We start from the raw sequence: 14,166 nt of genomic DNA on the forward strand, positions 1-14,166 counted from the left end.
CGCCCCACCCGCGCAAGCGCGTTTGTAGAGGGTATCGGGGGGTGGGTGTTGTGTATACGAGACGGGGGACGGCCCGGTCGACCCGGGCGGGGGGGGGCGGCCGCGGCCCGCCCCGGGGGGGTGTGGTGCCCGGGGTGGGCCGTCGGCGGGGGTGGGGCCGGTGGGCTCAGGAGGTGACGATGCCCGGGTCGGAGAGGCCCGGGGCGCCGGTCTCCACGTGGCCGGCCAGGCGGCGGACGAAGTCGGCGGTCGCGGCCGAGGTGACGGTCACGTCGTACCAGTTGCGGCAGGCGCCGAGGGCGACGCTGTACGCGACGGTCGCGCCGCGGCGGACGGTGACGGTCCGCGGGGTGCCGGCGTAGGCGTTGGCGACGGTGAGGACGACGTCGGCCGCGCCCGCGTTGGTGAGGGTGAGGTCGAGGTTGCCGGTGGTCGCGTTGTGGCGTGCGGTGACCTCGGGCCCGGCGGTCTTGCCGGGGTTGCGGAAGCGGCGCAGGAACCCGTTCGGCCCGTGCACGGTGAGGTCGGTGACGCCCTTGGAGTAGGTGGTGTTCCAGGCGTCCCCGATCGACTTGCCGGCCTCGGCGGTGTAGGTCCACGGGCCGTCGGTGCGGTTGGGCGAGGTCACCAGGAACTGGGCGCCGGCTGCCGCGCCGCCGCTGAACGTGAGGCGGTACTTGCCGGTTCCGGTGTCGGCCGCGCCGTCCACGGACGGGGCGTACTTGAGCGGGCGGGTGGGCCTGGCGCCCGGCTCCTGGACCGGCATGGTGCCGGTGGCGGGCGGGGTGGGCACGTAGTCGGGGTGCCGGTTGCGGTCCGGCGGGAAGTAGCCGGCCGTGGAGGGCAGCGCGGCCTTCGCGGTGTTCGACGCGGTGAAGTCGAAGGCGGAGGTCAGGTCGCCGCAGATGGCGCGCCGCCAGGGCGAGATGTTGGGCTCCAGCACGCCGAAGCGGCGCTCCATGAAGCGGATGATCGAGGTGTGGTCGAAGGTCTCCGAGCAGCTGTAGCCGCCGGTGCTCCAGGGCGAGACCACCAGCATCGGCACCCGCTGGCCGAGGCCGTACGGGCCGGCCGCGTTGCCGATGTTCCCGGTGAAGTAGTCGGCCGAGGTCGCGACGGTGGACAGGCCCTGGGAGGCCGAGGACGGCGGGAACGGCGGCACGACGTGGTCGAAGAAGCCGTCGTTCTCGTCGTAGGTGATGAACAGGGCGGTGCGGGCCCACACGTCGGGGTCGGAGGTCAGCGCGTCCAGCACCTGGGAGACGTACCAGGCGCCGTAGTTGGCGGGCCAGTTGGGGTGCTCGGTGAACGCCTCGGGCGCGGCGATCCAGGAGATCTGCGGCAGCGTGCCGGCCTGGACGTCGCGGCGCAGGCCGTCGAACAGGCCGTCGCCCGCCTTGGCGTCGGTGCCGGTGCGGGCCTTGTCGTACAGCGGGTCGCCGGGCTTGGCGTTGCGGTAGTTGGTGAAGTAGAGGAGCGAGTTGTCGCCGTAGTTGCCGCGGTAGGCGTCGCTTATCCAGCCCCAGGAGCCCGCCGCGTCCAGGCCGTCGCCGACGTCCTGGTAGACCTTCCAGGAGACCCCGGCCTTCTCCAGGCGCTCGGGGTAGGTCGTCCAGCCGTACCCGGCCTCCTGGTTGCCGAGGACCGGCCCGCCGCCGGTGCCGTCGTTGCCGGTGTACCCCGTCCACATGTAGTAGCGGTTCGGGTCGGTGGAGCCGATGAACGAGCAGTGGTAGGCGTCGCACAGGGTGAACGCGTCGGCGAGCGCGTAGTGGAACGGGATGTCCTGGCGGGTCAGGTAGGCCATGGTGGTGGCCGTCTTGGCGGGCACCCACTGGTCGTACCTGCCGTTGTTGAAGGCCTTGTGGCCGCCGGCCCAGTCGTGGTTCAGGTCCTGGACGAACTGCATGCCCAGGTCGTCGACCCGGGGGCGGAACGGCAGCACCTCCTTCTTGCTGCTGTCCGTCTGGTGCCACACCGACTTGCCGCTCGGCAGGGTCACCGGGCGGGGGTCGCCGAAGCCGCGGACGCCCTTCATCGCGCCGAAGTAGTGGTCGAACGAACGGTTCTCCTGCATCAGGACGACGATGTGCTCGACGTCCTGGAGGGTGCCGGTGGCGCCCTGCGGGGCGATCGCCGCCGCGCGCGCGATGCTCTGCGAGAGTGTGGAGAACGCGGCGGTGGCGCCCGCGAGTTGGAGGAAACGACGACGGTTCAGCTCTGCCATGGGTGGATCGACCTCTGGGTGTCGCGAGGGTGGAGGACGGCACCCCAAGGACAGCGGCTGCGGGGTACCGTCCGGCGGACCATTCATGACTGCCCGCTGTACGGCCGACGAACGCCTCGAGTTGTCTGAACACGTTCTGTCGGCGGAACGTCGGCGGCCGCCCTCCGCGCGTGTTGCCGCATGTGGTCGGAGCCACACCCGGAGTGGTCATCGCAGGTCCTGACGGGCATTAGCCTTGGGTGCCCTGGGCGGGCGGTCCGTCCGACCGACCCGAGGGGGAACGAAGACGTGGCGCACGACAGCCGGGTCCCGGCCGTGGTGGGGCGGCAGCGTGAGACGGAACTGCTCACCGCGGCCCTGGTGCAGGCCGAGGACGGCGGCAGCGGGTCCACGGTGCTGTTGCGCGGCGAGCCCGGCGTCGGCAAGTCCACCCTGCTGGGCTGGGCCGAACGCGCCGCCCGGGAGCGGGGCTTCACCGTGCTGCGGGCCATCGGCGCGGAGGCGGAGACCGACCTCGCGTTCGGCGCCCTCCACCAGGCCTTCCGCCCGCTGCTCCAGCACTCCGACGCGCTCTCCGCCCACCAGCGGGACGCCCTGGAGAGCGCGTTCGGCGTCCGCTCCGGCACCCCGAGCGGTTTCGCGGTGGGAGCCGCCGCCCTGGCGCTGCTGGAGGAGGCGGTGCGGACCGCCCCCGTCCTGCTGGTCCTGGACGACCTGCACTGGATCGACTCGTCGAGCGCCACCGTCTTCGCCTTCCTGCACCGGCGCGGCGCCGAGGTGCCGGTGGTGATCGTCGGCGCCAGCCGCCCGGACGGACCGGCCGCGCAGACCTGGTCGGCCGAGGCCGTCGAGGTCCGCGCGCTGCCCCGGACGGACGCGGCCCTGCTGCTGGGCGCCCGCTACCCCGACCTTGCCGCGCCCGCCCGGGACCGCGTCCTGGCGGAGGCGGCCGGGAACCCCCTGGCCCTGGTGGAACTGCCGCACCAGCTGGCGGACGCCCAGCAGCGGGGGACCGCCCCGCTGCCCGAACGGCTGCCACTGGGACGGAAGCTGGAGCGGATGTTCGCCGAACGGCTGGACGCGGTGACGCCGGAGGCCGGCCGCTTCCTGCTGCTCGGCGCCCTCGCCACCGGACCGGACTTCAGCAACGGCGGCTGGCTGCGCGCCGTCGCCGACGACGACCCGCAGCAGACCCTGGCCCGCATCGAGGCGGACGGCCTGGCCCGGCTCGACCCGGCCGGCCGGCTGGTGTTCCGCCACCCCCTGGTCCGCACCGCCGTCGTCGCCGCGGCCTCCGACGCCGCGCGCCGCGAGGCCCACCGCGCCCTGTCCGACGTCCTCGCCGCGGACGACCCCCAGCGGCTGGTCCACGAGGCCTCCGCCGCACTGCTGCCCGACGAGGACCTCGCCCACCGCCTGCAGGAAGCCGGCCGCGACCTCGCCCGCCGCGGCGGCGACGCCGAGGGCGCGCTGCTGCTCGAACGCGCCGCCGTCCTCAGCCCCAGCTCCTGTGACCGGGTCCGCCGGCTCACCTGGGCCTCGGTGATGTCGGCCCGCGGCGGACAGCTGCACCACACCGCCGCCCTGGTCGACGAGTTGAAGACCAGCACCGTGCCCGCCGACGTCGCGCCGCTGTTCGCGTACGCGGTGGTCTACGCCGACCAGAGCCACCATGTCGACTTCGAGTCCTCCGCCGCGCTGCTGCCCGGCGCCCTCGACGCGCTCACCGCCCCGGGCGCCGACACCTTCGGCGGGCTGACCGAACAGGTCTTCTTCAAACTGCTCCTGGCTGCCACCTACACGGACGACCCCTGGGCCTGGCGGGCCCTGGAACGGCACCGGGACGAGGTCTCCGCGGCGGGCCGGCTGTGTCTGCGGGCCTGGACCGATCCGGGCCCGGACACGGTCGCCACCCTGCGGGCCGTCGCCGACGGCATGACGGAGGAGCAGGAAGCCGGGGCCGCCTGGCTGCTGCTGTGGACCGCCTCGGCGCTCGACTGCCCCGAGGACGACCTGTGGCAGCGCTTCACCGGCCTGCACAGTTACGCCACCCAGGGCTCGATCGCCAAGGCCAAGTGTCACCAGGACTTCCTGCTCGGCCAGTGGGACCGGGCGGCCGTCTGCCTGCGCGAGGCCGAGATGGCCGACGAACTCGGCTACGAGGCCAACGCGTTGATGTTCCGCCAGTACCACGCCCACTTCCTGGCCGGTCGGGGGGACGAGGCCGGACTGCGGGAGGTCGACGAGGCGATCCGGCCCGTCGCCACCCGGGCCCGGATGCGCTACGTCCTCGACCGGCTCACCCACCTGCGCGGACTGGTCGCGCTCGCGCACGGGCGCCACGAGGAGGCGTACGCGCACTTCTGCGAACTCACCCCGCCCGGGCGGCTGCCCGGTGGCCCGCCCTGGCACCACGCCCTGGTCCTGGACCTGGTCACGGCCGCCGTGCACACCGGCCGGCGCGAGGAGGCGCGGGCCCACCTCGCCGCCGGGCGGGCCGCCCGCTCCGCGGAGATCTCCTCCCGCCACGCCTTCCTGTGCGCGGCCGCCGAGGCGCTGGCCGCCGACGACGAGGAGGCCGACGCCGCCTACCGCGCCGCGTACGCCGTCCCCGGCGCCGAGCGGTGGGTGTTCGACCTCGCCCGGCTGCGGCTCGCCCACGGCTCGTGGCTGCGCCGCCGCCACCGGCCCGGCGCCAGGGAGCCGCTGCGCATCGCCCACCACGTGTTCCGCCGCCTCGGTGCGGACCCCTGGGCGCAGCGCTGCGAGGAGGAGCTGCGGGCCGCCGGCGAACCGGTGGCACCGCCGCCCGGCGCACCGGCCGCGGAACCGTCCGGCCTCACCGGCCAGGAGCTGCGGATAGCCCGGCTCGCCGCGACCGGGCTGACCAACAAGGAGATCGGCCGCCGCCTCCAGCTGTCGCCCCGCACCGTCGCGGCCCACCTCTACAAGATCTTCCCCAAGCTCGGCATCACCTCGCGGGCCGCCCTCGCCCACGCCCTGGACAGCACCTGACCTGCACCGGCGCCCGCCGGCCGGTCGCCGGCGCGGCTTCGCGGCGGGCTGCCGGAAAGGGCAGTCAGATGACCTAACGGCCCCCCGTACCCGCACGCCAGGCTGGCTCCGCAGGAGGTCGGCGGAAGGGCGGTCAGATGGGCGTGCGGGTGACGACCGCGTCGGTGGCGGACGGGGACAAGGCGGCGTACTGGCGCGGGGCGGTGTCGCGGGCGGTCGTCCCGGTCGAGGTGCACCCGCGTACCGAGCGGCCGTTCGACGCAGTCCTGGTGTCCCACCGGCTCGGCTACCTGCGGATCTCCACGCTGGAGGCGGACGCCGCCCGGCTCTCCCGCACGGCTGCGCTGATCGGACGGGCCCCGAGCAGCGAGCCGCAGGTCGGGGTCGGGGTGCAGGTGGAGGGGCGGGCCGTCCTGGAGCAGGACGGGCGCCGGGCCGAGGTGCCGCCGGGCGGGCTCGTGGTGTACGACACGGCGCGTCCGTACGCCCTGGACTACCCGGAGCGCTTCCGCACCCACCTGATCCACCTGCCGCGCCGGCTGCTGGGCGTGCCGGAGCGGGACCTGCGGCGGGCGACGGCGACGGCCGTCGGCCCCACGGAGGGCTGCGGACCGGTGCTGCTGCCGTTCCTCGGCAGCCTCGCCGCCTCGGCGCACTCCTACCCGCCCCCGGTCGGCGACCGGCTGGCGGGCAGCGTCGCGGACCTGCTGAGCGCCCTGGTGACCGAGCTGGCCGGCACCCGGCCGGCCGCGCGGGAGGACACCCCGATCAGCCACCTGGTCCGGCGGGTGCGCGAGTACGTCGACCACCACCTGGCCGACCCGGAGCTGGCGCCCGAGCGGATCGCGCACGCCCACCACATCTCCGTGCGCTACCTGCACCGGATCTTCGAGGGGGAGGGAGTGACGGTGAGCCGGCTCGTCCAGCAGCGCCGCCTGGAGGCCTGCGCCCGCGAGTTGGCCCGGCGCGGGCGCACCGCGCCGACGGTCTCGGCCGTCGCCCAGCGCTGGGGCTTCGTCAACCCGGCGCACTTCAGCCGGATCTTCCGCGCCGCGTACGGCGTCTCGCCCCGGGAGTGGCGCGACCTGCGGGACGGGCGCGACGGCGACGTGCGGGACGCGTGCGACGTGCGCGACGGCGACGCCGGCTGACGCGCCGCCGGACCGCCGGCCGGCTGCCCCGGCGGCACCTCCCGGGCCGTGCTGATCCGCTGATCCAGTCCTCGGCAGCCGGCACGTGGCCCTGCTCGGCGGCCCGTGGTGAGCCGTCCCCCGGAGCCCGTCGGGACGGCGAGCCGGCCCTCCCGTGCGCGCCCCGCCCCACCCAGTCCGCCCCGCGCCCCCGTCCGCCCTGCCCCGTCCGCCCTGCCATGTCCGCCCCGTCCCACAGCCGTTCCAGGAGCACCGATGTCCGTCGTCCTCGACACCACCGAGGTACCGTCCGCCGACCGCGCGGAGTACTGGCACGAGGCCGTCTCCCGCACCTTCGTCCCGCTCGACGTGTCGCTGCCCGACGGCGTGCCGGACCCCGGCACGATCACCAGCCACCGGCTGGGCGACCTGCAGGTCGCCCTGGTGGAGGCCGGGCCGCAACGGGTCGAGCGCAGCGCGGCGCTGATCGCCCGCGGCGGGGAGGACCACCTCACGCTGGCCCTGCAGCACCGCGGCACCGCCCGCCTGGTCCAGGACGGCCACCGGGTCGAGCTGCGGCCCGGCACCTTCGCGGTCTCCGACGCCGGGCGCCCGTTCGCCAAGGACCTGCCGGACGCCTTCGCCTTCACCGCCTTCCACTGGCCGAGGTCGGCCGCGGGCGTCCGTGAGGAGGACCTGCGGGTGCTGACCGCGACGGCCTTCCAGGGCACCGGTGGCACCGACGACACCGCCCGGCTGGTGGCCGGGTACCTGGAGTGCCTCTCCCGGTCGGCCGGCTCGATGGAGCCGCACGTGGCGTCCTGGCTCGCGACCACGGCGCTGGACCTGGTGGCGGTGCTCGCCCAGGAGCGCCGCGGCCGGTTCGTGCCGGAGGCCCCCGAGGCGGCGCTGGCCACCCTGGCCCGGGTGAAGGACCACGTCCTGCGCCACCTCGGGGACCCGGACCTCTCGCCGGAGTCGATCGCGGCCGCCCACCACGTGTCGGTGCGGTACCTGCACAAGCTCTTCCGCTTCGAGGGCGTGACGGTGGCCCGCTGGATCCAGCTCCGGCGGCTGGACGTGTGCCGCCGGGACCTGGCCCGCCGCTCGGCCGACCGGCCCACCGTGGCGGCGGTGGCGGGCCGGTGGGGCTTCGTGAGCGCCAGTCACTTCAGCCGGGCCTTCCGGGCCGTCTACGGGATCTCCCCGCGCGAGTGGCGGGCCCGCGCCGGGGCGGACGTCGGATCCGTCGCCGTACGGCCGTCGTCGGCGGCCCACCTGGTGCCCGGTGCCGCGCCGTCCGGGTACGGCGTCGCGGTCTGAGCACGCTACGGCCGGGCGGGATCGGCACGCGGCGCCGCCGCCCCGGACCGCCACGTGCCGCCGCCGCTCGGGACCGCCATGCGGGACGGGCCGGGAGGGGCCGTCGGGTGCGCTGCCGCGCCCGGCGGTCCCTTCGTGGCGGCCGTTCACCGTTCGGCGTGGACCTCCGCGACGTAGCCGCCCGGGAAACGCACCATCGCGCTGTCCCGGCCGCCCGCCGTGACGGGACCCCACAGCACCGAGGCGCCGGCGGCCTTCGCCCGCTGCAGGGTCGCGCCGAGGTCGGGCACGCCGTAGCCGGTGAGTTCCCGGCCGAAGGGGTACGGCAGGCCGCCGTCGGTCACGGCGACCGTCGTGGTGCCGAAGCCGGAGGTGAGCCGCAGCAGCCGGTACGTGGTGCCGGGCAGCCCGATGGCGGCGCCGTCGGCCCGCCGGTCGTCGGAGACGATCCGGCCCCGGGTGAAGGCGAGGTAGCTGTGCAGGAAGTCGCCGACCGCGTCGGGCGACAGGTAGAGCCGGTTCTCCGGCACGCTCGCCAGGTCGGGGTAGGACGGCGGGGTGGTGTGCACGTAGAGCTGGGCGTCGATCCCGCCGGGGAAACGGATGACGGCGTCCCGCCCGATCGGGTCGGCGAACGGGGCCACCGTCACGGCCGCGCCGTCGGCCCGGGCGGCGCGGACCGCCTGGTCGAGGTCGGTCACCAGCCAGCCGGTGCGCTCGGCGCCGAACGGGTACGGGACGGGCGTGGTGTAGTCGAACACCGACAGGGTGCCGACGGGGGAGACCACCAGCTCGGACAGCGTCCGGCTCGGCGTGGGCGTCACCTGCGTGGCGTTCGGCCCGATCGTCGTCCCGCCGAAGGTCGCCACCCAGCAGGCCGCGAAGGCCTGCTCGGTGCCCGGTTCGACGTAGACGTGGGTGGAGTCGTACTGCGGGCCGACGGCGAACTGCCGGTGCTGGCCCGCGGCCCGGGGCGGGGTGCCCGGGGCCGCCGAGGCGGTCGGGACCGCCGTCAGCGCGGCGAGTGCCGCCACCAGCGGGACCACGCGGCGGACGGAGCGTCGTGTCATCGGGGGACCTCCCGGTCGTCGCCGCGCCCGGCGCCCGCGGTGCGGGGCCGGGCGCGTGAGGGTGTGTCGGTGGGTGGGGTCAGGCGGTCGGCGGAGCCCAGTGGGCGTCGGGGGCCGAGAGCCGGTGGGCGGTCAGCGCCGTGGCCAGGAGCAGCAGGGCGGCCAGGGCGAGGGCGGTGGCGGGCCGCCCGTGCAGGACCAGCGCCGCGCCCGCGAGGCCGCCGAGCAGCATCGCCAGGGCGGAGAGGATCCGGCGTCCCGGGCGCGGTGCCGCGCCCCCGGCCGCCGTGGAGTCGGCGGCCAGGCCGGTGAGGGTGAGGGTGAGCACGGTGGTGGTCAGGTCGGGCACGCCGAGCCGCCGGGCCACCGCGTTCTGCAGGCCCATGCCCAGTCCGAGCAGGACGATCAGCGGGTAGCCGTCGGCCCCGCCCGTCCCGCCCGTCCCGCCGACCGCGGCGGTGGTGGCCGCCGCGGCCAGCAGGACGGTCTGGACCGCGGCGGCCAGGGCCAGCAGCCGGCCGCGGTGGGCCGGGGTCCGGCTGCCGAGCCGTCCGCCGACGAGCGCACCGGCCAGGAAGGCCGTCAGCGAGACCAGCGAGGCCGCGGCCGACAGCCCCGGGGCCCCCGCGAGGGCGAACCCCAGGAAGACCACGTTGCCGGTCATGTTCGCCACGAACACGTGGCCGAGGCCGAGGTAGCTCACCGCGTCCACCACCCCGGTGGCGACCGTCAGCAGGAGCAGCAGCGGCGGCAGCGGGCCGTGCCGGTCCGCGCGCGGCGGGACCAGCGTCCGCAGGGCGTCAGCCGACAGGGCGCGCACCGGCCGCCGCCTCCTCGGGCACCGGCGCGCGGTGCAGGACCAGCCGGGTGAGCAGCCCGCTCGCCGGGCCGAGCACCACGGCCGCGACGGTCAGCCACAGCGGCCAGGCGGTCAGGCCGGCGGCGTGGTCGGCCGACCACCGGCCCGGGCCGGTGAGCGCGAGCGCTCCCGAGACGACGACGAGCACCAGCGGGTACTCGTAGCCGTCGTCCTGCACCCAGAGGCCGTGCGGCAGCTTGACCGTCAGCGCCACCGTCATCACGCCCATGGCGGCCATCGCGGCCAGCGGGGTGAGCGCGCCCAGGGCCAGGAACAGTCCCGAACCGATCTGCCCGGCGCCCGCGGCGAGCGCGGTGAGCGTCCCGCCGCCGAAGCCGTCGTGCCGGAACTCCTCCGTCCCGCCGGCGAGGCCGTTGCCGCCGAGCCGGTGACTCACCTTCTGTACGCCGTGTCCGGCGATGAGCAGGCCCACCACCACACGGAGGACCAGCAGTCCGGTGTCCATCGTTCCTGTTCCTGTCCCTGGTCGTTTGTTGCTGTTGCTGTTGCTGTTGCTGTTGCGGAGTCGGCGGACGCCGGCTCAGCCCGCGGCGTGCTCGCCGATGACGGCCTGCGCGTAGACGACGCCGAGGCCGTACGCACCGCCGTGCTCCTTGACGATCTCCATGACGGCGCCGTAGGTCTCGGTCCGCGCCCAGTCGCGCTGGAGCTCCAGCAGCACCTGGACCCAGGTGACCGGCACCGCGCCGGCCTGCGTCATCCGCTGGACCGCGTGCTCGTGGGCCTGCGGCGAGACGCCGCCGGAAGCGTCGGTGACGACGTAGACCTCGTAGCCCTGGTCGATCATGGACAGCACCGGCAGGACCAGGCAGACCTCGGTCCACAGGCCGGCGATGACGACCTTGCCGCGGCCGGTGGCCCTGACCGCCTCGACGACCGCCTCGTCCTCCCAGGCGTTCATCGAGGTGCGGTCGAGGACCTCGGCCTTCGGGAAGACGGCGGCCAGCTGCGGCAGCAGCGGGCCGGAGAAGGACTCGGCGGCGACGGTGGTCAGCACGGCCGGGACGTCGAAGGCCCGGGCGGCCTTGGCGAGGCCGACGGTGGCGTTGATGATCGCGGTGCGGTCGCCGCTGCCGGTGCCGAAGAACATCTGCGGCTGGTGGTCCACGAACAGCACCACGGCGTTGTCGGGGGTCAGCAGGTCGGGGCTGGGAGTCGCGCTGACCTGGGTGAGGTCGACCATGAGGGGTTCCTTTCGGGACTTCCGGTGGATCCGCCGCGGGGCGTTCCGCGGCGGGAGTCGGGTGGGCGGTCCGGACCGGACCGGCCGGTGGTCCGAGGGTCCGACCGGCGGGTGGTCCGGGGGCCGGTCGGGCGGAGGGCCGGGTGCGCCCGGGCGCCGGGCGGACCGCGTCCTCAGAGGAGGAAGCAGGGGTCGAACGGCCGGGCCTGCTCGGTCGCCAGGCCGCGCCCCGCGCGCCAGTCGCGCTGCAGCTCCGACTCGGCGACGACCTCGCCGAGCAGCTCGGCCTGGCGGGCGCCCCGGCTGCCGGGGCTCCGGTGGTTCTGGTAGCCGCCGAAGCGGGCGACCGGGCTCCATTCCGGGGTGATCGCCGGGAGTTCCTCGTCCATGCCCTCGTAGTCCGCGGCGGCGTGGACGATCCGGCCGCCGACCACGGTCAGCAGGGACTCGATGTGCGGGATCTCGTGCTCGGGCACCGTGAAGAAGTCGTCGGACAGGACCGCGAGGTCGCCGTAACAGCCGGGCCGCAGCACGCCCTTGACGTCCTGCTCGCCGGTGAGCGCGGCGCCCGCCGTGGTGTACATCGCGAGGGCGGTCGCGCGGTCGACCCGGTTCTGCGGCGGCCGGATCGCCAGGCCGCCGACCGTGCGGCCGGAGACCAGCCAGTGCAGGGCGACCCAGGGGTTGTACGAGGACACCCGGGTGGCGTCGGTGCCGGCGGCGACGGTCAGCCCGCGGTCCAGCATCGCGCGGATCGGCGGGGCCTCGGCGGCGGCGCCGACGCCGTACCGCCGGGTGAACACCTCGCCCTGGAAGGAGAGCCGGTTCTGCACGGCGAGCGAGCCGCCGAGCGCCGCGATCCGGTCCAGGCTGTCCCGGGAGACGGTCTCCGCGTGGTCGAAGAGCCACCGGTTCCCGGCGGGGAAGAGTCCCTCGGCGGCGAGCTTCTCGAACACCGCCAGGTCCCGGCGGATCGTCTCGTCGTACGTCGCGTGCAGCCGGAAGCCCCAGCCGTGCTCCGTGAGCATGCGGACGGCCTTCTCGAACTCGCCCTCGAAGCCGTCGAGTTCGGGGCGGGGTTCGGCGAAGTTCTCGAAGTCGGCGGCGGCCCAGGTGAGGTTCTCGCCGGCGCCGTTCAGCCGCAGCCACTCGTCACCGTCGCCGGGGCGGACCGTCTCGATCCAGCGGGTGAGGTCGTCCAGCTCCTGCCCCGGGGTCTGCGGGAAGAGGTGGTAGGCGATGCGCAGGGAGAGCAGGCCCTCCCGGGCGAGTTCGGTGACCGTGGCGTAGTTCTCCGGGAAGTTCTGGAAACCGCCGGCGGCGTCGATCGCCGAGGTCAGCCCGAAGCGGTTCAGCTCGCGCAGGAAGTGCCGGGTGGACGCCTTGCGCTCCTCGGGCGCCAGGGCGGGTGCCTTGGCGAGGGTGGAGTAGAGGATCAGCGCGGCGGGCGCGGCCAGCAGCATGCCGGTGGGCTCGCCGCCGCGGCCGCGGACGATCCGGCCGCCCTTCGGGTCGGGGGTGTCCCGGGTGAAGCCGGCGGCCTGCAGCGCCGCGCGGTTGAGGATCGCCGACTGGTAGAGGTGGAGGACGAACACCGGGGTGTCCGGCGCGGCCTCGTTCAGCTCGGCTGGCGTCGGCAGCCGCCGCTCGGCGAACTGCTCCGCCGACCAGCCGCCGACGACCCGCACCCACTGCCCGGCGGGCGTGCGGGCGGCCTGCTCCCGCAGCATCGCCAGGCCCTGGCGCAGCGAGGTCACGCCGTCCCAGCGCAGTTCCAGGACGTAGTTGAGGCCGCCCCGGATCACGTGCAGGTGCGAGTCGTTGAGGCCGGGCACGACCCGCCGGCCGAGGGCGTCCACCACGGTGGTGGCGGGCCCGATGAGCGGGGCGACGTCCGCGTCGTCCCCGACGGCCGTGATCAGGCCGTCGCGGACGGCGAGGGCGCCGGCCGAGGGGCGGCGGGCGTCCCCGGTGTGGATCTTCGCGTTGCGGACGACGACGTCGGCCGCGTTCTCGACGGCGTGGGGGACCAGCCCGCCGACCGGCATTGCAGGCACCTGTCCAGCCTCCTGTGACGGTTCGGACCACCGCCCCGGTGCGGGCGGTGGAGGGGCGTCCGGGCGGGCCGGCGGTCACGGGACCGGCTCCGCGCCGAACGCCTGATGGAACGTTAAGTCGCCGGTGGGGAAGGGATTTTGCGCTGAGCGCACACCCTTCGGTCCGGGGGCGCACCCGCCGTCCGGAGCGCGGTCGCGGACGACGGAAGAGCCCCGGGCCCTCCCCCGTCCGGAGGGACGGGAGAGGGCCCGGGGCTCGGCCCTGTGCCGGGCGCGGGGCGGACGGGCCGCCCGGGGGTCACTTCGCGAGGAAGGCCAGCAGCGCCTCGTTGACCTCCTCGGCGTGGGTCCACAGCAGGCCGTGCGGCGCGCCCTCGATCTCCACGTACTCGGCGGAGGGCAGCGCCCGGTGGAACGGCCGCGCGGTGTTCTCGACCGGCAGGATGCGGTCACCGGTGCCGTGCAGGATCAGCGCCGGCACGTCGATGCGGGGCAGGTCGGCGCGGAAGTCGGTGTACCAGGTGGCCGGCGCGGCCGAGGCCGCGAAGAAGCCGCCGCCGGCCGCGGTGTTCCAGCTGTTGCGGACGGCCTCCTCGCTGATCCGGGAGCCGAGGTTCTCGTCCAGGTTGTAGAAGTCCTGGAAGAAGTCGCGGTAGTAGGCGTAGCGGTCGGCCTTCACCGCGGCGACGATGCCGTCGAAGAACTCCTTCGGGGCGACGCCGTCCGGGTTGTCGTCGGTCTTCAGCAGGCAGGGCTCCAGGGAGGCCAGGAAGGCGACCTTGGCGACGCGGGCCGAGCCGTGGGCGGACACGTACCGGGCGACCTCGCCGGTGCCCATCGAGAAGCCGACCAGCACGGCGTCCCGGACGTCCAGGGTCTCCAGCACGGTGTTCAGGTCGGCGGCGAAGGTGTCGTAGTCGTAGCCGGTGGTGGGCTGCGACGACCGGCCGAAGCCGCGGCGGTCGTAGGTGATCACCCGGTAGCCGGCGTCGAGCAGCGCGGCGCTCTGCCGCTCCCAGGAGTGCCCGTCCAGCGGGAACCCGTGGATCAGCACGACCGGCTGACCGGTGCCGTGGTCCTCGTAGTAGAGGTCGATGGGGGTGGTGTTCTCCTGGCCGACGGTGATGAACGGCATGGGCTGTCGTCTCTTCTCTGTGATCCGCTGTGGTGGGGGGGGGGGCGGGGGGCCCGGGGGGGCCCCCGCCGCCCGGGGGGGCGGGGGGGGGGGGGGGGGGCGCGGCGGTGTAACAAAACAAAAGCACAGGAGCCGGCGAGACTTGT

10 protein-coding genes are annotated in these 14,166 nt (G+C 75.1%); 3 read left to right on the plus strand and 7 right to left on the minus strand.

All coding sequences use genetic code 11. From position 1 onward, the window contains the following. Nucleotides 1-166: 166 nt before the first annotated feature. Nucleotides 167-2,227: a phosphocholine-specific phospholipase C gene (locus ACFV0O_RS35120; RefSeq protein ID WP_380347965.1), complete on the minus strand. Its 2,061-nt coding sequence runs from the start codon at nt 2,225-2,227 to the stop codon at nt 167-169. Nucleotides 2,228-2,515: 288 nt separating this feature from the next. Here ACFV0O_RS35120 and ACFV0O_RS35125 point away from each other — a divergent pair, with 288 nt between their 5' ends. The 3 genes from ACFV0O_RS35125 (at nt 2,516) to ACFV0O_RS35135 (ending at nt 7,695) form a co-directional block, all read left to right on the plus strand. Further along, entirely contained in the window at nt 2,516-5,242 is a 2,727-nt protein-coding gene (locus ACFV0O_RS35125) for a BREX system ATP-binding domain-containing protein (protein WP_380347967.1), read from the plus strand. A 137-nt stretch (nt 5,243-5,379) separates the two neighbouring features. Continuing rightward, the gene (locus ACFV0O_RS35130) at nt 5,380-6,393 is read left to right on the plus strand and encodes a helix-turn-helix domain-containing protein (protein WP_380347969.1); all 1,014 of its coding nucleotides are present in this window, start codon (nt 5,380-5,382) and stop codon (nt 6,391-6,393) included. Nucleotides 6,394-6,648: 255 nt separating this feature from the next. After that, on the plus strand, nt 6,649-7,695 hold the full coding sequence (locus tag ACFV0O_RS35135) for a helix-turn-helix domain-containing protein (RefSeq protein WP_380347971.1): 1,047 nt from the start codon (nt 6,649-6,651) through the stop codon (nt 7,693-7,695). Between the two features lie 146 nt (nt 7,696-7,841). Here ACFV0O_RS35135 and ACFV0O_RS35140 read toward each other — a convergent pair whose 3' ends face one another. The 6 genes from ACFV0O_RS35140 to ACFV0O_RS35165 all read right to left on the minus strand — a co-directional run bounded on the left by ACFV0O_RS35140 (nt 7,842) and on the right by ACFV0O_RS35165 (nt 14,020). Next, nucleotides 7,842-8,765, minus strand: a complete 924-nt coding sequence (locus tag ACFV0O_RS35140) for a VOC family protein (protein ID WP_380347973.1) — start codon at nt 8,763-8,765, stop codon at nt 7,842-7,844. Between the two features lie 79 nt (nt 8,766-8,844). After that, nucleotides 8,845-9,585 carry a YoaK family protein gene (locus ACFV0O_RS35145; protein ID WP_380347975.1) on the minus strand — a complete coding sequence of 247 codons (741 nt, stop codon included), beginning with the start codon at nt 9,583-9,585 and terminating at the stop codon, nt 8,845-8,847. Further along, nucleotides 9,566-10,090 carry a DoxX family protein gene (locus tag ACFV0O_RS35150; protein ID WP_380347977.1) on the minus strand — a complete coding sequence of 175 codons (525 nt, stop codon included), beginning with the start codon at nt 10,088-10,090 and terminating at the stop codon, nt 9,566-9,568. Before ACFV0O_RS35150 ends, ACFV0O_RS35145 begins: the two co-directional genes overlap by 20 nt. A gap of 75 nt (nt 10,091-10,165) precedes the next feature. After that, nucleotides 10,166-10,828 (minus strand): hydrolase, encoded by a 663-nt coding sequence (locus ACFV0O_RS35155; protein WP_360261838.1) that lies wholly within the window; start codon nt 10,826-10,828, stop codon nt 10,166-10,168. A gap of 173 nt (nt 10,829-11,001) precedes the next feature. Further along, on the minus strand, nt 11,002-12,876 hold the full coding sequence (locus ACFV0O_RS35160) for an amidohydrolase (RefSeq protein WP_380348001.1): 1,875 nt from the start codon (nt 12,874-12,876) through the stop codon (nt 11,002-11,004). Between the two features lie 307 nt (nt 12,877-13,183). After that, complete coding sequence (locus ACFV0O_RS35165) at nt 13,184-14,020, minus strand: alpha/beta fold hydrolase (RefSeq protein WP_380347979.1); 837 nt, start codon at nt 14,018-14,020, stop codon at nt 13,184-13,186. Between the last annotated feature and the right edge of the window lie 146 nt (nt 14,021-14,166).

It is taken from the genome of Kitasatospora sp. NPDC059577, from assembly GCF_042735475.1.
GTDB lineage: Bacteria > Actinomycetota > Actinomycetes > Streptomycetales > Streptomycetaceae > Kitasatospora.